Source organism: Meiothermus sp., assembly GCF_026004115.1.
GTDB lineage: Bacteria > Deinococcota > Deinococci > Deinococcales > Thermaceae > Meiothermus.
In genome coordinates this window covers 2,954,242-2,974,433 of the sequence record NZ_BPIM01000001.1, presented here as the reverse complement: position 1 = coordinate 2,974,433, position 20,192 = coordinate 2,954,242, and the positions used below count along the sequence as shown (strand labels likewise).

15 protein-coding genes and 1 tRNA gene are annotated in these 20,192 nt (G+C 58.4%); 8 read left to right on the top strand and 8 right to left on the bottom strand.

The window, feature by feature from the left end; all coding sequences use genetic code 11:
* Positions 1–6 precede the first annotated feature (6 nt).
* The 4 genes from Q0X23_RS14360 to Q0X23_RS14345 all read left to right on the top strand — a co-directional run bounded on the left by Q0X23_RS14360 (position 7) and on the right by Q0X23_RS14345 (position 3,879).
* A complete protein-coding gene (locus Q0X23_RS14360) occupies positions 7–456 on the top strand; it encodes a carbon monoxide dehydrogenase subunit G (RefSeq protein WP_297860915.1) in 450 nt (149 codons plus the stop codon).
* 106 nt (positions 457–562) lie between these two features.
* Positions 563–1,693 (top strand): XdhC family protein, encoded by a 1,131-nt coding sequence (locus Q0X23_RS14355; protein WP_297860914.1) that lies wholly within the window; start codon positions 563–565, stop codon positions 1,691–1,693.
* Positions 1,690–2,586 carry a MoxR family ATPase gene (locus Q0X23_RS14350; RefSeq protein ID WP_297860913.1) on the top strand — a complete coding sequence of 299 codons (897 nt, stop codon included), beginning with the start codon at positions 1,690–1,692 and terminating at the stop codon, positions 2,584–2,586. The genes Q0X23_RS14355 and Q0X23_RS14350 overlap by 4 nt, the downstream gene beginning before the upstream one ends.
* Positions 2,587–2,658: 72 nt before the next feature.
* Positions 2,659–3,879 (top strand): VWA domain-containing protein, encoded by a 1,221-nt coding sequence (locus tag Q0X23_RS14345; RefSeq protein WP_297860912.1) that lies wholly within the window; start codon positions 2,659–2,661, stop codon positions 3,877–3,879.
* 11 nt (positions 3,880–3,890) lie between these two features.
* Here Q0X23_RS14345 and Q0X23_RS14340 read toward each other — a convergent pair whose 3' ends face one another.
* The 7 genes from Q0X23_RS14340 to Q0X23_RS14310 form a co-directional block, all read right to left on the bottom strand.
* Positions 3,891–4,352 (bottom strand): hypothetical protein, encoded by a 462-nt coding sequence (locus Q0X23_RS14340; protein ID WP_297860911.1) that lies wholly within the window; start codon positions 4,350–4,352, stop codon positions 3,891–3,893.
* Between the two features lie 153 nt (positions 4,353–4,505).
* Positions 4,506–6,107 carry an aldehyde dehydrogenase family protein gene (locus Q0X23_RS14335; RefSeq protein ID WP_297860910.1) on the bottom strand — a complete coding sequence of 534 codons (1,602 nt, stop codon included), beginning with the start codon at positions 6,105–6,107 and terminating at the stop codon, positions 4,506–4,508.
* A 3-nt stretch (positions 6,108–6,110) separates the two neighbouring features.
* A complete protein-coding gene (gene coaD / locus Q0X23_RS14330; protein WP_297860909.1) occupies positions 6,111–6,608 on the bottom strand; it encodes a pantetheine-phosphate adenylyltransferase in 498 nt (165 codons plus the stop codon).
* Positions 6,609–6,786: 178 nt separating this feature from the next.
* Positions 6,787–7,341 carry an RsmD family RNA methyltransferase gene (locus tag Q0X23_RS14325; protein WP_297860908.1) on the bottom strand — a complete coding sequence of 185 codons (555 nt, stop codon included), beginning with the start codon at positions 7,339–7,341 and terminating at the stop codon, positions 6,787–6,789.
* A 16-nt stretch (positions 7,342–7,357) separates the two neighbouring features.
* A complete protein-coding gene (locus tag Q0X23_RS14320; protein ID WP_297860907.1) occupies positions 7,358–7,762 on the bottom strand; it encodes a hypothetical protein in 405 nt (134 codons plus the stop codon).
* Positions 7,763–7,962: 200 nt separating this feature from the next.
* A complete protein-coding gene (locus tag Q0X23_RS14315) occupies positions 7,963–8,337 on the bottom strand; it encodes a hypothetical protein (protein WP_297860906.1) in 375 nt (124 codons plus the stop codon).
* A gap of 170 nt (positions 8,338–8,507) precedes the next feature.
* A tRNA-Pro gene (locus Q0X23_RS14310) sits at positions 8,508–8,584 on the bottom strand.
* A 428-nt stretch (positions 8,585–9,012) separates the two neighbouring features.
* On the opposite strand from Q0X23_RS14310, the gene Q0X23_RS14305 reads away from it, so the two are divergent.
* On the top strand, positions 9,013–11,562 hold the full coding sequence (locus tag Q0X23_RS14305; RefSeq protein WP_297860905.1) for a G8 domain-containing protein: 2,550 nt from the start codon (positions 9,013–9,015) through the stop codon (positions 11,560–11,562).
* A gap of 283 nt (positions 11,563–11,845) precedes the next feature.
* Here Q0X23_RS14305 and ligA read toward each other — a convergent pair whose 3' ends face one another.
* The gene (gene ligA / locus Q0X23_RS14300) at positions 11,846–13,840 is read right to left on the bottom strand and encodes an NAD-dependent DNA ligase LigA (RefSeq protein ID WP_297860904.1); all 1,995 of its coding nucleotides are present in this window, start codon (positions 13,838–13,840) and stop codon (positions 11,846–11,848) included.
* Positions 13,841–14,203: 363 nt separating this feature from the next.
* On the opposite strand from ligA, the gene Q0X23_RS14295 reads away from it, so the two are divergent.
* The 3 genes from Q0X23_RS14295 to Q0X23_RS14285 all read left to right on the top strand — a co-directional run bounded on the left by Q0X23_RS14295 (position 14,204) and on the right by Q0X23_RS14285 (position 20,192).
* Entirely contained in the window at positions 14,204–15,337 is a 1,134-nt protein-coding gene (locus Q0X23_RS14295) for a BMP family protein (RefSeq protein ID WP_297860903.1), read from the top strand.
* A 280-nt stretch (positions 15,338–15,617) separates the two neighbouring features.
* Entirely contained in the window at positions 15,618–17,162 is a 1,545-nt protein-coding gene (locus Q0X23_RS14290; RefSeq protein WP_297860902.1) for an ABC transporter ATP-binding protein, read from the top strand.
* A 231-nt stretch (positions 17,163–17,393) separates the two neighbouring features.
* Complete coding sequence (locus Q0X23_RS14285) at positions 17,394–20,192, top strand: glycosyl hydrolase family 28-related protein (protein WP_297860901.1); 2,799 nt, start codon at positions 17,394–17,396, stop codon at positions 20,190–20,192.

Here is a 20,192-nt window from a genome sequence, read left to right as displayed (position 1 = left end):
TAGCGTATGAAACTGGAGTACAGCGGTCAAGAGAATGTTCAAGCCAATCCCGAGAAGGTCTGGAGCTTTATCCAGGATCCCCACAAAGTCGCCTCCTGCTTGCCTGACTTGAAGGCAGTAGAGTTCAAGGATGAAAGAAATATGGTGGCTACGGTAGGCGTAGCTGTAGGGCCTGTGCGGGGTTCTTTCAAGTTCAATATCGAACTTGACCCCCATCCCGAAGAAAATAAAGTGATGGTACGTATTCGTGGCGGTGGCCTGGGCAGTGCGGTAGATCTGACCGCCAGTGCTGACATCCTGGGTCAAGATGACCAAACCACCCTCCTGGACTGGCAAGGTCAAGCAACCGTCAGCGGGCCAGCAGCTACAGTGGGCGGACGGGTGCTCGACGCCCAAGCCAAGCGGCTCATCGAGACCGTGTTTGCCAACATGAGCAAAAAAATGAGCGAAGTTTAGCTGCTTTCCACAACACGCCAGGCTCAGGACAAATCTGAGCTAAAATGGCGCATTTGTGGCCAGCGAAAGATTTCATTGAGCCTGCTCGTTTTACGCTGTAAAGCAAATGGACATCTTCAGCAAAATCGCTGAACTAAGGCGCAAGGGCGAGACTTTTGCCCTGGCCACGGTGGTTTCGCGGCAGGCCCCAGTTTCCTCCCACCTCGGCGATAAAGCCCTGATCTTCGAGGATGGGCGCTTTGAGGGGTATGTGGGGGGATCTTGCTCCAGAGAAATTGTGCGTAAGCAGGCCCTCGAGGTCTTGCGGCTTGGTAAGCCGCGTCTGGTCAAAATCACTCCAGAAGCCGCCGCCAAGGTGGTGTTGGAACACGCCGAAGAGGTCATCATACCCATGACCTGCTCGAGCGAGGGCGCGGTGGATGTGTACATTGAACCCCTCGTTGCCAAGGCCAGCCTGCTGGTAGTGGGCGGCTCCCAAATCGCCCTCACGACAGCGCATATTGCGGCACGGATGAACTACAGGGTCACGCTGGCCTGCGATATGCCAGAGCTGGCCGGGGTGAGCCTCGAGTCCGACATCCAGGTGCTGGACTGGCGTGCGCTGGAGGGCTGGCTACCCAACCAGAACCCTGCCAAAACCAGCATCGTGGTGGCCTCGCAGGGACACTACGACGAAGACGCACTGGCCCTAATTGCCAGGTGGATGCCCAATCCCGCCTACCTGGGGCTCGTCGCCAGCCGCAAGCGCGGCGCTACGGTGCTGGATAACCTCGAGATTCTGGGCGTCCCCAAAACCGCCTTGTCAGGACTCAAATACCCCGCCGGACTCGACCTGGGCGGACGTGGGCGCGACGAGGTAGCCATCTCGATCCTGGCCGAAATTATCTTGCACAAAAGCGGCAAGGAGTGGGCCGATAGCGCTGGGGTTGCAATGGAAAAAGTTCCTGCCAGCACCCAGACCTCGAGCCAGCCCATGTCCTTCTCACCCCAAAACGACCCAAGCGTCATGAGGGAGATACAGCAGGTGGTGTCGGTTGCGGCTGAGGTGTCGGCCGCTCCCCCCTCCCCCGCTCCCCTACCGCCCGGAACGGCCATAGACCCAACCAGTGGCGAATTGTTGGAAATCGCCAAAGCGGTCAGCGCAGAATACCAGGGCCAGACCTACTACTTCAGCTGCCCCAACTGCCGGGCCAAGTTCCTCAAGAATCCCGACAAATATCTGAAAGGCAGGGCATGAGCCAGGCCGAAATTAACCCCCTGCTTACCACCGTCGAGGGCATCCAGGCCGTTTTACACGAGCGCAACTACATCGCCGACCTGCCCATGGCCACTGCCTTGCGGTTGGTAATGGCCCTGCGCAAACCTTTGCTCGTCGAAGGCCCTGCCGGGGTCGGCAAAACCCAGGTAGCCAAAACCCTGGCCGAGGTGCTGAATACCAGACTTATTCGCTTGCAGTGTTACGAAGGGTTGGACACCGCTCAAGCCCTCTACGAGTGGAACTATCCCAAGCAGATGCTGCACATTCGCCTGACCGAGAACAGCGGCTCGAGCATAGCCCAGCGCGAGGCCGAGATTTTTAGCGAAGCCTACCTGCTGCGGCGCCCGTTGCTGGAGGCCATCTCGCAGGACAAGCCTCCGGTGCTCCTGATTGACGAAATTGACCGCACCGACGAAGAGTTTGAGGCTTTTTTGCTGGAGCTTCTGGCCGAGTTTCAGGTCACCATCCCCGAGCTGGGTACCGTAAAAGCCACCCACCGCCCCTACGTGATTCTTACTTCTAACCGTACTCGAGAGTTGTCAGATGCCCTGAGGCGGCGGTGCTTGTACCTGTGGCAAAACTACCCTAGCTTCGAGAAAGAAGTCGAAATCATCTGCACTAAGCTGCCGGGTATCAACGTGCGGTTGGCCCAGAAAATCGCCACGGTGGTAGCGCACCTGCGCGAACTTCCCCTGAACAAAGCCCCCGGCGTGGCCGAGAGCCTGGACTGGGCAGAGGCCCTTGTATCGTTGCACCAGGAAGCGCTGGATATGGGGGTTTTGGAGCAAACCTGGGGTGTGATTCTAAAGGATAAGGACGACCTGACCCTGGTGGAGGCCCACAAAAAGCGCATTGCCGAACTGGTGGCATAGGCCCGGGAGCATGACGTGGTATATCAAAGAGGCCCTTCTAGCTGTTTGGCAGCTTGAAATCAGGTTAAACCGATGTCCAGCACTATCGAACCCCAGCGTTTTCCGTATGGTAATCTGCCCGAGAACCTGATTGCCTTTGCCGAACACCTGCGACACACTACCCAGCGGTTCAACCTTGGCCCTGGAGAAGTAGCGGATGCCCTGCTGGCGCTAGAAGCCGTTCAGCTGGGCAGCCTCCAGGAAGTAAGGCTGGCTTTGAAACTGGTTTTTTGTAGCAACCTCGAGCAAGAACGGGTCTTTGACGACCTGTTTTTCCAGTTTTTTCTGCCCGGCCGCAAGCGAGTCGAGGCCCAGCCCAATGCCCACAAGGCAAGCCCCGGCAACCAGGGCGAGACCGGCCAGAAAAGCCAGCCTGCCCGCAACAACCCCTCCGAGACCCTTCTAGACCCAAGAAGCCCACTGGCGCAGGGCAAAGCCAGGTTGGCTGAAGACGCCGATACCGACGACTGGGCCGCCCCTCTGCTCAAGGCCATGTTTAGCCGTACCCAAGGGAGCGAGACCCCGGAGGTTGAGATTCTCCAGCAAGACCTGGATGCCATGCTCCATGCTGCGGCGCAACTGGTTAATCAGGTCAGGCTGGGCCGTAGCCGCCGTTGGGTTAGCACACCCAGGGGCACTCGTTTCCACTTTCGACGCACCCTGAGAAAAGCCCTGCACACCGGGGGTGAGCCGCTTTATCCCGCCTGGCAGCACCACCCCAAGCGCCAGCCTCGCTTTGTGTTTGTGCTGGACGGAAGCCGCTCGATGCAATCCTACTCCGACCGGCTCTTGCAATTTGCCTTTGCCCTGCGCACGCGCTGTAACCGGGTCGAGGTATTTGTCTTTTCAACGGGTCTGAAGCGCATTACCCCTGAACTCGAGAAAGCGGGAAGCTTTTCCGAACGCCCTAGGCTCAGCCGGTTGGGTCAGGCCTGGGGGGGTGGAACCCAAATCGGGGAGAACCTACTCCATTTGGAGCAAAAGTACGGGGGCCTAATCCGGGGCGACAGCATCGTAATCATTGCCAGCGATGGCCTGGACACCGGTGCACCGGAAGTACTGGACTATGCGCTGCGACAGATACACCAGCGCAGCGCAGCCCTGATCTGGCTGAACCCTTTGCTAAAGAGCGAAGGCTACAACCCCCACGCCAACTGCATGAAGACCGCCCTCCCCTACCTGGATCGGTTCTGCGCTGCCCACACCCCCGAGGAATACGCCCAACTTACCCACCGCTTGCGACTGCGCAAATAGGCCCAGCACCCCTACCGAGCGCTGGCCACCCGGCGAAATTCACGATCGAGCCGGGCAAAAGCCGGGCCCTCTACCAAACCCACATCAATGGCTTCCGAGGCCAGGGTCTCGAGGCGAACTGCGCCAAAGCCATCGGCCCGAACTGCAAAGGTCCAGCGCATCTCGATGGTTGCTTCCGGTTGTCCTTGGGCATTGAGCCGTTGGGAGACATATATGGCCGTAGAACCCGTTCCCAAACGCTGTACCCAGCGCCCATAGCCTGGAAGCGGACGGGCTTCCAGGGCATAGTAGGAGGCCACCGATTGGGATAGCCGTACGATAATCGGATGTCCGGCCCCCACAGCCTGAACACTTCCAAGGGGAAAACCACTACCCACATCGTAGACTACCTCGCCAGGGTCGGCCCGCACCGTAGGGCCACAGGCCGCCAGGAGGGCAACGCCTACCAGCATCAGTGCAATCCAGTTGCGCATAGGTATTCCTCCGGTTTTATGTTACGCCTTGAAGGGTGCCAGTCGGTTAGGGTTTCACAAAGTTAGCGCAGTGTGGGCAAGTGGTGTTTTCCCACCACCGATTCAAAACAAAACCTTGAGTACCCACTAGATGCCTTCGCAGGCATGTCTCCCTTATTCTTCCAAAACTTCCAGCAACTTGGCCCAGTCAGTTGGGGCCTGGGGCTGGGTATAGGCAGTGTCCATCTGGGCAAGTTGGAGTTTACCCGAGTACTCTTCGTTGACGGCCTGCCAGTAGGTATATTCCTCGATGACCCAGATACCGCTTTCACGTGCTCCATTCCCACTTGCCCTCACCCCACCAAAAGGCAGGTGGGCCTCGGCGCCCACGGTGGAATTGTTGATGCTGGTCATACCGGCCTTGATTTCATTTTTAAAGCGGTAGGCCCAGTCGCGGCGGTTGGTGTAGACCGCACTGGAAAGGCCATAAGGGTGGGCATTGGCGGCCCAGATGGCTTCGTCCAGCCCTTCTACCCGCACCAGGTTGATGGTAGGGCCAAAGATCTCCTGCTCAAACTGCTTCATGCCGGGCCGGGCCTCCCATACCGTAGGCCAGCCAAAAGTACCAGCGTCGGGGTCGCCCTTGAAGCTGGGATAGGGGTTGGAACCGGTAATACGGGCCTTGCCAAACAGGAGTGTGGCCCCATCCACCCGACCCCAGGAATAGTGTTCGATCCAACGCTCAAAAAGGCGCGTGTTTATGAAGGGGCCATAGGTCACCTCGGGGAACTCGAGGGGATTGCCCACCACCGTCGCCTCAGTCTTTTCTAGGAAGCGCTTTTTGAACTCGTCGTAGATGGGCGCGTCTACAATAATGTTGCCCGCGCTGGTGCAGCGTTGACCGCCGGTGGCAAAAGCGCTCCACCAGGCCCCCTCCACGGCTAGCTCGAGGTCGCTGTCACGCAGCACCACCAGGGGGTTTTTACCGCCAAGTTCCAGTGTCGGGCGCAGAAGATTGCGGCCCGCCACCTCCCCAATCCAGCGCCCCACCGCCGTACTGCCGGTGAAGGCGAATTTGTTGAGCAAGCCCTCGTCCATCAGTTCGACCAGCCACTGCCCCGTAGATCCTTTGCCTTCGCCAAACACCACATTGATAACCCCAGGCGGCAGTCCGGCTTCCTCGAAGAGCTTGACAAAAACATAGGAAAGTGCGGGAGAGTCGTCGGAGGGCTTCCAGACCACGGTGTTGCCGGTCAGGATAGCCGGAATTAGCTTCCAGGACGGTACTGCAATGGGAAAGTTGCCTGCCGTGATCATGCCCACCACGCCAATGGGCCTGCGGAAGGTAAAAAGTTCTTTGTTCTTCATCTCGCTGGGCACCGTCTGGCCGTAGAGCCTGCGCCCTTCCGAGGCAAAGAAGATGGCCGTATCGATGGCCTCTTGCACATCGCCACCGGCCTCTTTGAAGGTCTTACCCACCTCGCGCACCATCAGCCGCACCAGGGTGTCTTTTTCACGGGTCAGCACACTAGCCAGGTTCATTAAAACCCCACCACGAACAGGGGCGGGCGTGCGCGACCACTCCTGGAAAGCTTTTTGGGCCGCTAACGTAGCTTTTCGCACAGTTTCTTTGGAAGCTTCGGGAAAGCGCGCTGTAAGGTCGGCCCGGTCGGCAGGGTTGTGGCGCTCGAGCTGCCTGCCATCGAAGACTTCCTCTCCACCGATAATATGGCCAATCTCCAGGGTACTACCATATCTGCTTTTATGTGTTTGCACGGTTCACCTCTCTACCGAGTTGAGCTTGGCCCGAAGCGCCTCAACAGTAGCCGCCGGTACCAGCTTGGACACATCCCCCCCATAGCGGGCGATTTCCTTGATCATGGTGGAAGAAACAAATGACCAGCGGGTAGCCGCCATAATGAACAAAGTCTCGGGATGATTGCCGTATTGGCGGTTGAGGTGAGCCATTTGCAGCTCGTTTTCGTAATCGGACACCGCCCGCAATCCTTTGACAATCACTTTGGAGTTAATCCGTTTCATGTAATCTACCAACAGGCCGCTAAAGGTATCCACTTCCACATTGGCCATGCGGGCGCTGGCTACCGCCTGGCGGATAATCTCGACCCGCTCTTGTGGGGTAAAAAGCCATAGTCCGCGTTTGGAGGGGTTCTCGAGCACTGCAACGGTTACCTTGGCGAAATGCCTCGAGGCCCGCTGAATCACATCGAAGTGGCCGTTGTGCAAAGGGTCAAAACTCCCCGGATAAACCACATGCATAAAGCCTCGCTTTCGCGGAGTATCTTCACATAACGGGTCGCAAAGCGTCAAACGCACCTAGCGTAAGGGGATTCAGGGCCGGAGCCCGGGTCTCACTAAAACAGGTCTATTGCAGGATAATGCCCATCAATTGTACTTGACCCGAGACCGCAGGGCCGCCAAATCCCCACGCACGGATTTATTTCTGAGTGGTGGGTTGTATTTCATCTGCAACCGTTTTGGCTTCAACGATACTAATGGTATTAAAGCCATACTCTCTACGCTCCCCCATTGGCAGGGTCAGTTCGGTGGGATGCTGCAAAATATAAATACCACCCGGTTCGACAATTCCAGCCTCGAGCAAACGCTCAAAATCCTGCACCAGATTGTGGGGGTAGGGCGGGGCCATGAAGGCCACGGTAAAGCGCAAATCCCGCCTTTTCGCGTCCAGTAAATAATCCTCCACAGCCTTCCCCTCAATCCGAACCTTTAGGCGGGCTTTAGCAGCATTCTCACGCAGACACTGAATGGCCAGACGATCTTTTTCCACCAAGGTGGTCTCAAAACCCTCCGAGGCGGCCTCGAGCCCTATTGCGCCACTGCCCGCATACAAATCCAGAAAGCTACCCCTGCGTGGATAGCGAAAACGCAAATAGTCAAACAGGGCCTTGCGTAGCCGTACCGGACTCGGTCGCGCCGATTGCGGTACTTTTAGCACAACCCCTTTGGCCGTTCCGCCCAGAATTCGCAGCACCGTAGCACCCTCAGGATCACTGCCCGGGAACTCGAGTCGGAATCTGCACCATGTCCGGACTACGGAACCAGATCTGGCATTGCACATTGCGCGTTTGACTGGGCTTGACCTGTACTTCAAACCGGCTGCTGGCCCCATTGGCCAGGCTGCGCACCGCGATGGGGGCTGAATTAGTGCCATAAACCCGGCGATTGGGCACCCCATTCACCGTGGTAACCTCCTTGTCGGTTACGCGCAGGTTGATTCGAACATTGTTCAGGGTTTGCCCCGACTGATTGACCACCGTACCTCGTGCCACCATGGCACCGCTGGTGTTGAGGGCGCAACTCCACTCGCTGACCCGAAGCTTGTAGACCGTACCCTGCGCCTGACCCAGTCCCATTAACAACGTCAACGCCACAAAAATAACGGCTTTGTTCATACCTCAATGCTACCAAAGAACCGACGTTACTCCTAAAACCAGGCCCCATATCCGATACTTCCTGTCCACCTCCCGGCTGATCCTGTGAGGATGTGAAGGCCGTGAGGCCCATCTACCCATCGGCCCATCGGCGGGCTTACAGATACAACACCTCCATGTGAGCCGGGCTGGTTGCAGGGTCCGGCATTCCTTGGAAATACTCAGCGGGGGCTGGGAACCAGGGAAGCAATTTGCACCACTCGAGGGTTGCGAAACCACAACTCACACCGATTGACCGAGTCAAAACCAGTACGAATCCGCACCTCAAAAGGGGCCACTTCTCCAGGCATCAAGTTGCGGTCTTGCAACGCAGCGGAATTGCTGGCCATGCGAAGCCCAGGCCCAATTACCCTTACGCTCGCCCTCAGGTCTTGCAAAGACCGGGAGCTAATATTCTTGACCGTACCCTGCACCAGTACCCCTCGAGCAAAGGCTTTACAACTCCAGGAAACCACCCGCAGGCGATAAACGCTCGACTGGCCCGCCACCAGACCGACGATGGTGAGAACCCACAAAAAGACGAGCAAACGTTTCATGACTTATCTGTTGTACTGGGGCCATGACCTGCTGCCGGCCCTGCTGCATTTCAGGAGTTTCTACCCGGTAGCAGTTTATCGCAGAACTGAGTTTCACCAATCGTTATTTGAAGCCCGTGAGAAGAGCCTTGGAAGGTTTGTCAAAAAACCCCACGAATCGTGGGGTCTATTGGTCGAGGAGACTGGATTCGAACCAGCGACCCCCTGCTCCCGAAGCAGGTGCGCTACCAGGCTGCGCTACTCCTCGGCACCAGCAGTTTATGAGTATAGAGTGGACTCGAGGCTTTGTCTAGGTAAGCCTTGAGCTGGCAAATGCACAAGGCCTTTTAGGGGTTGACCGAGTACCAGGCGTTAGCGTCAAGGTCTAAATGGAGAAATACACGAGCAATCAACCTTTAAAGGCGCCTGGCATCATTCCCCCAATCAGTGGCCTCGCCCAAAAGAACTGGTATAAGGTGGCTCGAACCGACCTGCTTTTCCTATGGCCAGGGCCGCGAAAGCCGAAACTGCTCTCTTGAGAAACTACTAAAATTCTCATACTGGCGTTAAGAGGCTAAACCCTGCCTTAATCAGTGCCAAACGAGTGGACTACAACCACTATTTGTCATACCATCGGTCTAGAATGTTACTGCTGTACCAGCATTTCTTCGCGATAACCCACACCTGGAGGAACCCGTGAAACACTGGCTTTGGCTAACAATCTTGCTGAGCGCTACAGCATGTTCGCTGCAAGATACAGGCACCAATCCCACCCGGTCGGGGCTATGGTCGGATCCCAAAATCTGGCCCGCTGGACAAGTACCCCGTCAGGGTGAGGTGGTGAACATCCCCGCCGACCTGGCCGTGACGCTTGATGTCAACCCGCCGGCACTCAAGGGGCTTAAAATCTACGGCGTATTGCGCTTTGACAACAAGGATTTACAGCTCAGCGCCGACTGGATCATGGTGCACGGAAAGCTCGAGATCGGCACCCCCAGCCAGCCCTTCCGCAACCGAGCCGTCCTGACCCTTACCGGCAACAACCCCAACGAAAATATCATGGGCATGGGCAGCAAAGTGATTGGCGTGATAATGGGGGGTGTGCTGGATTTGCATGGGGAGCCCCGCAATGGCTGGACCAAACTGAGCGGGAGCGTGGCTGCCGGTTCTAACCGCATAACCGTGCTGGATCCCAGTGGATGGCGGGTAGGAGACCGCATCGTGCTGGCCTCCACCGATTTCAACCCTGAACAGGCAGAAGTCAGAACCATCACCGCCATTGCAGGCAACACCATCACCCTCGACACGGCCCTCCGATACCCCCATTTTGGCGAGGTTACCTATGGGGTGGATCAACGCGGGGAGGTGGGCTTGCTGAGCCGCAACATCACCATCCAGGGGGACGAGGCCTCGAGCCAGAGCGGTTTTGGAGGTCACATCATGTCCATGCAGGGGGGCACCCTGCGTGTTTCGGGTGTGGAGCTGCTGCGCATGGGCCAGCGCAACACACTGGCCCGCTATCCCATCCACTGGCACCTGATGGGCGACGCTCCGGGGCAGTACCTCAAGCAGTCTTCCATCCACAATAGCTTCAACCGTTGCGTCACCATTCACGGCACCAGCCGAGTGGAAGTGGTGGGCAACGTGGCTTACAACGCTGTGGGGCACTGTTATTTCCTCGAGGACAGCGCCGAAACCAAAAACTTGCTCGAGAACAACCTGGGCATTCTGACCCGGCGCCCCAACAGCCAGCAGGGCGAACGCCCGATCATTCCCACCGACACCAACCCCGCCACCTTCTGGATCGGCCACCCCGACAACATCGTGCGCAACAATGTGGCCGCAGGTTCGCACCACACCGGCTTCTGGTATGCCCTGCCCGAAAACCCCACCGGCCCTTCGGCCACCACTACCATCTGGCCCCGCCGCACCCCGCTCGGCGAGTTCTCGGGCAATGTCGCCCACTCCAACTGGGACGGGCTGATGGTAGACCGCGGCCCCAACAAAAACACCCTGGAATCCGAGCCCACCTATTACAACCCCCGCACCAACCCCGCCGACGGCCAGAACCAGTACGACGACGCCAAGAACCCGCCCGTTTTGGCCGAGTTCAAGAACTTTACCGCCTACAAAAATCGCGGGAATGCCGCTTGGCTAAGGGGTATTAATCATAAAGTAGTCGGAGCTAAACTGGCCGACAATGCCATAGGGGTGACCTTTGCCTCCTCGGAGAGTACCCTGGAAGACTCGCTGATAGTGGGCGATAGTGCCAACCGGGGCTTCCCCGAAAGCTGGGAGTTTCGTGGGGCGGATGGCCGCAGTCTGCCCAGGCCCTGGGCAGCCAGCAATGGCGGCCCCATCCAGGACAACTTTCCCATCCGGGGTTTTGAGTTCTACGACGGCAAGATTGGCTTCCGCAACGTGCAGTTTGTCAACTTCCAACCCCTGCAAATCCAGAATGCCCAGGGTGGCCAGACCGCCACGCGCGAGGCCGCGGCCATGAGCTACCTGCGCTTTACCGATTTTGCCATTGATAGCCGCAATTTTGCGCAGGGAGCGCGTTTCAATAACGCCAAGCCGGTCTACCTTCCTCCCAGACCAGAGCCCACCCCCGAGGAGGTGGCCAACGACGACAACGCCGATGGCTACCGGGGCGGGGTTTTTGTGGATGTTGATGGCTCGGTTAGTGGGAGCCCGGGTCGTGCCATCGTCCTCAACAATCCCTTCCTGCTCGACACCAACTGCACATTGCAGGCCGAGTGGAATGCGGGCATCTGCAACTACAGCTATGGTCGGCTTTACATCTACAACGAAAGCGGCGGCAATATCGCCCCAGTCTCGCTGACCCGCAACGATGGTAGCAATCCGGTATTCCGAATGTGGGGTACCCCCAGGAGCGGCGATAATCTCAATTTTGGCGCGAGCGTCATCAAGGGCCGTACCTATACCCTGGGCGTGACAGGAACCGTTCCCAACAAACTCAAGCTGCGTTTTGATGATAGTGCACCGGAAGACTTCATTACCCTGGCTATACCCTACACTGGGGAACCCTTCATATACCGTGACTACTGGATCGACAATCGCAACAAACTACCGCGTGCGGCTTCCCGGAGCGATTTCGAAGCCAGCTCAGGGGACCGCTACTGGAGTGAAGGCGGCAGTGTTTTTGTGAAGCTGGTGGTGCGCAATCAGCCAGGCCGCGACTGGGCCGTACTAGACATTTGCCGCAACGACCTTTGCAAGTAATACCAGATTCGGTTAGTTCGCCGCCATACGGCGGCGAACTAACCCGACTGAAAGGAGTGCTCTAAGTGCGCCCACATTAGATTTTTGTCGTGACGGTTTCGGCGAAAGAAGTGGCCGGTCTTCAAAGCGGCGCAGCTTATGGGCTCCCCTTTTCGGGTAGAGCAAATTCCTAAGGTTGTTGTACTTAGGATTCAAAAAGATAGCCTCTGGATTTTTTGGTTTGATGACTATCTTTTTGAATCCGGTATAACCTCGGCGCGCTTGGAGGTATGAGTTCGAGGATTCAATGCCGCTGAGTTTTTGTCCGTAGCAAGTGGGCCAAACCGTTCTCGTCTAGCACAGGAACACCCAGCTCCTGGGCTTTGGCCAGTTTGGAGCCTGCACCTGGCCCCGCGACCACGTAACTGGTTTTCTTACTGACCGAGCCGGATACTTTGGCCCCCAGGGCCTCGAGTTCCCGCGCCACCTCATCCCGGGGGCGGGAGAGTTCTCCGGTAAGCACGAAGGTAAGGCCTTCCAGTACGTTGCTTTTTTGCCTCTCTCTGGCCTCAAAACTAACCCCGGCAGCCCGCAGGCGCTCTATAAAACGGCGCATCTCGGGTTTGGAAAGGGCATTGTGGATAGCCTGGGCGGTGACTTCGGCAATGTCCGGTACTGCATCAAGCTCGTCCACTGTGGCCAAGAGGATATTGTCCAGATGGCCAAAGCGCTTAGCTAGGGCCCTGGCAGTGGTCTCGCCTACCTGCGGAATGCCCAGGGCAAATAAAAGCCGCTCAAGACCGCGACTTTTGCTGCTTTCTATCTGCTCGATCAGGTTCTGGGCACTCTTCTCGGCCATGCGCTCGAGGGCCGCTACGTCCTCTTTACGGAGCCGGTAGAGGTCGGCGGCGTCCTTGACCAAACCAGCCTCCAGAAGCTGCTCGATGAGTTTTTCCCCCAGACCTTGAATGTCCATGGCCCGGCGGCTGGCAAAGTGACGGATAGACTCAAAAGCTTTAGCTGGACACAAGGGGTTGGGGCAGAGATGAATTTTGCCCGACAGTACAAGCTCGGTATTGCATTCTGGGCAACGATGAGGCCATTCTACGGGCTTGTGGCCTCTGGGCGCATCGGTCAAAACACGCAGCACCTCGGGAATGACCCCGCCGGATTTGTGCACCAGTACGGTATCGCCAATCCGCAAGCCCAGCTCCTGCACGTAGCTTTCATTGTGCAGGGTAACCCGGCTGACGGTGGAGCCATCCAGCGTGATGGGCTCGAGTTCAGCCACCGGCGTGACCCGTCCAGTACGCCCAACCTGAAACACCACATTCAATACCCTCGTGGGCTTCTCTTCGGCAGGAAACTTGTACGCAATGGCAAAGCGGGGGGTTTTGGCAGTGTAGCCGAGTTCCGACCAGAGGGCCAGGTTATTGAGTTTGACCGTCACCCCATCGGCTTCAAAAGCCAGCGCCCGACGACGGGCCAGCATAGCCCGATACCCCTCCTCAACCCCCTCCACACCATGTACCACACGGTAATGGGGCTCTACCGAAAACCCCAGTTCCTCTAGCTTCTTCAGCAACTCGACCTGGGTGGCCACACCAAAAGCTTCGGGCCTTCCCACCCCATAAAACAGGCCGCGCAAGCCCCGGCTGGCACTTACCCTGGGGTCTTTTTGCCGCAAGCTACCGGCTGCAGCGTTGCGGGGATTCTTGAAGGGCGCCGCACCCTCCTCTTCCAACTTCGCATTCAACTCCAGAAAGGCTTGAATGGGTAGATAGATTTCACCCCGCACCTCGAGGCTTAAGGGCTCCTGCAGTCGGCGCGGCACATCGTCAATGGTGAGCAGGTTGGGGGTAATGTCCTCCCCCACCGTGCCGTCACCCCGGGTCAGGCCCCGACGCAGCACGCCATCGCGGTAAATCAGATTGACCGACAAACCGTCAATTTTATACTCCAGCACATACTCACGCGGCTCTTCAGCGCCCAGAGCACGGTTAATGCTGGACTCAAAATTTTCGATGTCCTCGCGACTAAAGGCATTGCCCAGCGAAAACATGCGGCTTGGATGGGGCACCGCTTCGAAAGTGGTCTCGTAGAGCTGGGCGCCCACGGTTTGCGTAGGTGAGTCGGGTGTAACCAGTTCGGGGTGCGCTTCCTCCAACGCCTTGAGTTCGCGCATCAAGCGATCGTACTCGGCATCGGAAATAACCGGGTCGTCAAGGACAAAGTAGCGATAGTTGTGGTAGCGAATTTGTTCCCGTAGTTCCTGAACTCGCTGTTTAGGCGTAGACATAACGCGATGCTACCATCTTAACTCAAAGCCACTTCAAATCGGTGTCGTAGCCGGTCTCAAAATGCCAGAGGTATGCTTCCTTCTTTTGTCCAGGGCCAGTGCATAAAGTAAAACCACGCATTCCTCCCCCAGCGGGGGAGGCCAGGTGGGGGTATAACCCCTAGCCAGGTAGCCTACCTACGAGCATTTTTTCCAACACTAAGCGCTTGAAGTGCTCCTGGCTGAGGTTTGCGAGGGTTCACGCACCGGCCCTGTTCTTTTGTCAAGCCCCTTTCAAGCCTCATGATTTCTGCTCTATAATGCGCTTCGGCTAACAGCCAGTTCAGAACTTGTGTTGTTCACAAGTAGATGGAGGCGAATCGCATGAAGAAACTCGTAGTGCTCGGTGTTGCCATGGCTACCGCATTGGGGCTGGGCCTGGCCCAGGAAATCCGTGTGGGCATGGCTTTCGACGCAGGTGGTAAAAACGACCGCAGCTTCAACCAGTCTACCTTTGAGGGTGCCCAGCGGGCTGCCAAGGAGCTAGGCGTCAAGGTCTTTGACTTTGAGCCCGGTGACCCGGGCCAGGTAGGCCAGGGCATCCGCCGTTTTGCCGAGGAAGGCTTCGACTTGATCGTGGGAGTGGGTTTTGCCAACGAGCCCTCGATTACCAAAAATGCCCAGGAATTCAAGGACATCAAGTTCGCGGTGATTGACTCCGTGCCTTGCGAAGGCAAGTGCGACAACGCCGTTGGTCTGGTCTTCCGCGAGCACGAAGGTAGCTACCTGGTAGGCTACATCGCAGGCCGCACCACCAACACCGGCGTGGTGGGCTTTGTGGGCGGCATGGACATCCCGCTCATCCACAAGTTTGAGCAGGGCTACCGGGCCGGGGCCATCGCGGGTATGCGCGAGCGCAACATCGCCAACCCCCGCGTGCTCATCAACTATGTGGGCAACACCCCTGCCGCCTGGAACGACCCCGGTAAGGCTAAGGAAATCGCCACCGCTCAGTCCAAGCAGGGTGCCGACATTATCTATGCCGCCGCTGGTGCTTCGGGCCTGGGCGTGCTGGACTTTGTGAAGCAGCAACGTTGCTTGAAGCAAAACGAGCTGCCCTCTGGCGTGCGTTTCATCTCCAACAACGGCTCGGCAGTGCCCCGCTACGCCGCCTACAACCAGTCTTGCCCCGCTGCCACCACCCGCCCCATGTTCATGATTGGGGTAGATGCCAACCAGAACTACCTGGGCGACACCGATAACAACCCCCGCACCCTCAACCATGTGCTCACCTCCATGCTCAAGCGGGTGGATGTGGCCACCTATGATGTAATCAAGGCGGTCAAGGAGAACACCTTCAAGGGTGGGGTGCGCGAGTTCGGCCTGAACAACAATGGTGTGGGTTACTCCCTCGACGACTACAACCGCGCCCTGATTCCTCAAGCGGTCATCAACCGCCTGGCTGTGCTGCGCAGCCAGATCATCTCTGGCGCCATTAAGGTGCCGGACAAACGCTAATCTGGCTCTAGATAGCGCCCAGGGATTCTCCCTGGGCGTTTTTCAATTCCTCTCTTTTCGTTTATACCAAACTTGGGCAGTTAGCTTTGAGGGCGTCCCAGGCTCCCTCATCGGGCGACACCCCAGATGCGGCCAATCACGTTCTTATCGCTGTTTGTAAATAGCGTGGTCGGGGTGTCGCCACCTTCTCTCACCGGGAAGAAGGCAAGGGGTTCGTGTGAATTTGGTATTACTGGCCTTCGGCTGTGACAGCGTAAGGCTTGACTGTATGATGAGGGGCATGAACAATACCGTCTCCGACCCCAAACCGCAGGAAAAGGGTGCGGTGGCCCTCGAGCTCAAAAACATCACCAAACGCTACCCCCTGGTGCTCGCCAACGACCATATCTCGCTGGATGTGCGCTGGGGCGAGGTGCTGGCGGTAGTGGGCGAAAACGGAGCGGGTAAGTCCACCCTGATGAAGATTGTGTACGGCCTGGTCAAACCCGATCAGGGTGAAATCTGGGTTAATGGCCAGAAAGTTAACATCACTGAACCGGGCGATGCCATTGCCCAGGGCATTGGGATGGTGCACCAACACTTCATGCTGGTAGACCCTTTTACCGTGCTGGAAAACGTGATTCTGGGGTCCGAGCCTACCCAGGGGGCCCAGCTCAACCTGGCCCAGGCCCGCGCTGAGGTCGAGAGCTTGATGAAAGACCTCGAGTTCGACCTGCCCCTCGATACGCCTGTAGAGGAACTGCCGGTGGGCTTGCAGCAGCGGGTGGAAATCCTCAAAGCGCTATACCGCAAAGCAAAAATCCTGATTCTGGACGAACCTACGGCCGTGCTTACACCCCAGGAAGCCGACGAGCTTTTTGACTTCTTACACCGCTTCGTGAACCAGGGCAACGCCGTCATTTTTATCAGCCACAAGCTGGCCGAGGTCATCAAGCTATCCAACCGTGTGACCGTCATTCGGGATGGCAAGGTAGTCGGTACGGTTAGCACACTCGAAACCAATGTGGCCCAACTGGCCCGCATGATGGTGGGGCGCGAGGTGATTTTGTCGGTGGACAAAACCGAGGCCCAGCCCGGCGAGGCGGTACTGAAAGTTTCCAACCTGACCATCCCCGGCAAAGACAAAAAGCACCGCCTTAATGGGGTCTCGTTTGAGGTACGGGCAGGTGAGATTGTGGGCATTGCAGGTGTGGAGGGCAACGGCCAGACCGAGTTGGTGGAGGCCATCACGGGCTTGAGGCCTTATGAGGGCACCATTGAGTACGAAGGGCAGACCCTCCGGCCAAACGCTCGAGTCGTGCGTGAATGGGGCGTATCGCACATCCCCGAAGACCGCAACTCCAGGGGTCTGGTGCTGGACTTTACTACCCGCGAGAACCTGATTTTGGGCGACCACTACAAGAGGCCCAACGCAGGCTTCTTAGGTTTCATTGATGCTGACATCATTGAACAGGAAGGCCGCGAAATTGTGGAGCGGTTTGATGTACGCCCCCGAAGCACCGAGCTGGCCGCCCGCCGCTACTCGGGTGGCAATGCTCAAAAAATAATCGTGGGACGCGAGTTAAGCCGCAAGCCCCGGGTGCTGGTGGCTGCCCAGCCTACCCGTGGGGTGGACATTGGCGCGATCGAGTTCATCCACGAAAATATAGTCAAGGCCAGGGATGCGGGCATGGCCGTATTGCTGGTCTCTGCCGACCTCAACGAGGTGCGCTCGCTGTCCGACCGTATTCTGGTCATGTTTGAGGGCCGCATTATGGGTGAACTCAAAGCCAACGAGGCCACTGAGGAAAAGCTGGGGCTCCTGATGGCAGGCATCACGGATTGAGTACATCAATCACAAGATGACCTTCTACCAATGCCGTCGAGAACTTATCTCTGGCGCTATACCCCTGATTTATCTCCTTTGCCAGAACTCGCAGCCTGACCGAGTAAATCGGTATTAATCAAACATTAACTTAACACCACTTCCTGGGCTGCCTGAGCGTCCTTGTGATAGATTCGATTTGAGGTTATGTGGAATGGTTTCATGCAACACCCCCGCCCTAGGAGGTTCAAAGTGAACTCTCTTCGTTGTATCCTGCTCGTCCTGCTGGCTCTGGCGGCACTCCTAGGTGGCTGCGCCCAGACCAAGCCCGGCACTCCACCTCCCCCGCCCAGCACTCCACCTTCCCCGCCCGGCACCCCACCTCCCCCTGCCGCCGACTGGGGCGAGGAGTTCAGCGGCCCTTACCCGAGCTGGAAAAGCGTGAAGGACTACGGGGCTAAGGGGGACGGGGTGAGCGACGACACCGCCGCCATCCAGCGGGCCCTTGACAACCTCAAGACAGTGAAGGATAACCCCTGGAGCGTGCTCTACTTCCCGGCGGGGCGCTACCGCATCACTGCCACCCTTCGCACCCAGCGCAACGCCCATGACGACTACCTGGGTGCCCAGATAGTGGGCGAGCACCCCGAGAGCACCCTCCTCGTCTGGGATGGCCCTTCTGGCGGCACTATGATGCGCTGGGATGCCTGGTACGACAAGCTCAGCCGCCTGACCTTCGACGGACAGGGGCGGGCCGCGAACGGTCTGGTGCGGGCCGGAGGGTTCGCTACCTACGGGGAGCTGAGCGACCTGATCTTTCGCGACATCAGCGGCACCTGTCTCAACTTCGGTAATGGTGAGGAGAACGGGGTGGCCGAGCAGGCCGTGCTGCGCAGCCGTTTCTACCGCTGTGGCATCGGGTTGGCAACCCAGAACTACAACTCGCTCGACATCTACGCCTGGTATAACTATTTCGAGGACAACACCACCGCGATGTTCAACGCTGCCGGGGCCTTCCACGTTTACGAGAGCCGCTTCGTGCGCTCGAAGGAGGCCGATCTGCGCTCTGGTGTGAACATGGTAAGTTCCCTGGTGAACAACCTCTCGGTGGGGTCAAAAGCTTTCATCCGGGGCTTCCTGGCCAATGTCTACCTCCAAGGCAACCGGGTTTATGCCACCACCGAAACCCCACTTGAACTCACCGACGCCGACCCGGTGGTGCTCGTGGACAACATGGTGCAGGCACCAGCCGGACAGCCCGCTGTGCGGCTGCCGGGCAAGAACGCCCTCCTGATCGGTAACACCTTCTCAGGCCCCACCTACTGGCCGGTGCGCGTTCCCGAGCAGCCCTTCAACCACGGCTTTGGCACTATCGCCCAGCCTGTCGAACGCGCGGTAGACGGTAGCCCCTCCACCTACACCACCCTGGGCATGTGGCGCTACGATGCAGGTATCCAGTGGAACACCCCGCCCGGTACCCGCCGCACCGCCGTGCGTTATGCTCTGCGCTCAGCCCAGGGCCTGCCGGATGCCCGGCCCGACCCCCAGGATTTCGCCCTCTTCGGCTCGAACGATTGGGGCTCGAGCTGGGTTCGGCTCGACCTGCGCACCGGAGAGCGCTTCAGCCCTGGGCAGCGCAAGGAGTACGTCCTCGCCTCCCCCCAGGCTTTCGCCCTCTACGAACTGCGAGTTCTTAAGAATACCCTTGGCCAGGTTCCTGGGCAGGAGCCGGGAGGCTGGGTGAGCCTGGCCGAGTTCGAGCTTCTGGACGAGACCGGAAAGCAGATCACCGCTGAGGTCGGCGGTTTGGTTCAGGGCGCGGACGAGGATTGGGGTCGACTCTATGCCGACCCCAACAGCATGACGCCCCAAAGCACCGGCTCACCTCCGGAGGTCAAGCCCTGGGACTTCGTCCCCCGTAAAGATCGACCCCTAGTTTCCGTGACAGCTTTCACCGGGGAGGCCGTGCAGCAGGCAATCAACCAGGCTGCTACCTTGCCCGCAGGCAGCCGACCGGTGGTTCATCTGCCCAAAGGCCGCTACCGGGTCAGTAGCACCATCACCGTGCCCGCTGGAGTTGAACTCTCGCTGGTGGGCGACGGGGCCGGGTATCGCGGCTCGAGTCTGGCCTGGGAGGGAGCGGGGTCTGGGCCGGTGTTGCGGCTTGCGGGACCCAGCCGAGCCACCCTGCGCGACCTGGAGGTGATGGGCGGCAGCATGAACGGGGCTGATGCCCTGGTGATCGAAGGGGCCGACGGGCCGGGCGGGCGAGTCTACGGCAGTCAGGTGCTTTCCAACGGGCCCGGCAGCCCCAACAACGCCGCCTTAGCCTTCGAGGTGCTTAATCTGCGCCAGACCGAGGTAACCATGACCGCCTTCGGGATGTCGAGTTTTCTGGGGGGGGTACGGGTTATTGGGGGCGGGGGGCGGGTTGATTTTTTGACGGGAGCTTCCTCGCAAGGCTCCAGCTTGTTCGAGGTGCGGCAGGGGGGACGACTGGTCGTGACTGGCATGTGGTATGAAGGTAACCCCACCGCCATGGCCCCGCTGATCGACCTCGGGGCGCAGTCCAGCGGGCGATTGGCGCTGGGCAGCTTGATGTTGTCGGTAATCCTCCCCGGTCAGCCGCTGGTACGCACCTCCGGCTACGCCGGGAGCTTGAGCATTATCTCTTCTCAGCTCGACCACCGCGATTCCTCCCGACTCGAGTTCACCGGAGACGGCAGAAACACCCAGGTTTTGGGAGCCGGTAACCACTACCCGCTTTTCACTGACCCTGCCCCCAACAAGCCAGTAGACCAGCTTTGGCGGGATACCACCGCCCCCGCCGGGCAGATTGCGCAGGTTGTGAGTGACTACCCGGCGCTCACCAACAAGGTTGTGGGGGCCCAGCCCGACCTCGAGTTCGTGAAGGCCCAACTCGAGCCGCTGCGCACCGTAAACACCAGCCCCGCTCTCAACCGGCCCGCCGGGGTTACGGACGTGAAGCTCTTACGCGTGGTTCTGAACGCCTCCATCGGGCGCACCGGGTTGCAGGTAAGAGGCAACTGA

Bases quoted from the DNA above. Each gene is read 5' to 3' on its own strand.
- Q0X23_RS14360 (WP_297860915.1), top strand. From the start codon at position 7: ATGAAACTGGAGTACAGCGGTCAAGAGAATGTTCAAGCCAATCCCGAG.
- Q0X23_RS14355 (WP_297860914.1), top strand. From the start codon at position 563: ATGGACATCTTCAGCAAAATCGCTGAACTAAGGCGCAAGGGCGAGACT.
- Q0X23_RS14350 (WP_297860913.1), top strand. From the start codon at position 1,690: ATGAGCCAGGCCGAAATTAACCCCCTGCTTACCACCGTCGAGGGCATC.
- Q0X23_RS14345 (WP_297860912.1), top strand. From the start codon at position 2,659: ATGTCCAGCACTATCGAACCCCAGCGTTTTCCGTATGGTAATCTGCCC.
- Q0X23_RS14340 (WP_297860911.1), bottom strand. From the start codon at position 4,352: ATGCGCAACTGGATTGCACTGATGCTGGTAGGCGTTGCCCTCCTGGCG.
- coaD (WP_297860909.1), bottom strand. From the start codon at position 6,608: ATGCATGTGGTTTATCCGGGGAGTTTTGACCCTTTGCACAACGGCCAC.
- Q0X23_RS14320 (WP_297860907.1), bottom strand. From the start codon at position 7,762: ATGAACAAAGCCGTTATTTTTGTGGCGTTGACGTTGTTAATGGGACTG.
- Q0X23_RS14315 (WP_297860906.1), bottom strand. From the start codon at position 8,337: ATGAAACGTTTGCTCGTCTTTTTGTGGGTTCTCACCATCGTCGGTCTG.
- ligA (WP_297860904.1), bottom strand. From the start codon at position 13,840: ATGTCTACGCCTAAACAGCGAGTTCAGGAACTACGGGAACAAATTCGC.
- Q0X23_RS14295 (WP_297860903.1), top strand. From the start codon at position 14,204: ATGAAGAAACTCGTAGTGCTCGGTGTTGCCATGGCTACCGCATTGGGG.
- Q0X23_RS14290 (WP_297860902.1), top strand. From the start codon at position 15,618: ATGAACAATACCGTCTCCGACCCCAAACCGCAGGAAAAGGGTGCGGTG.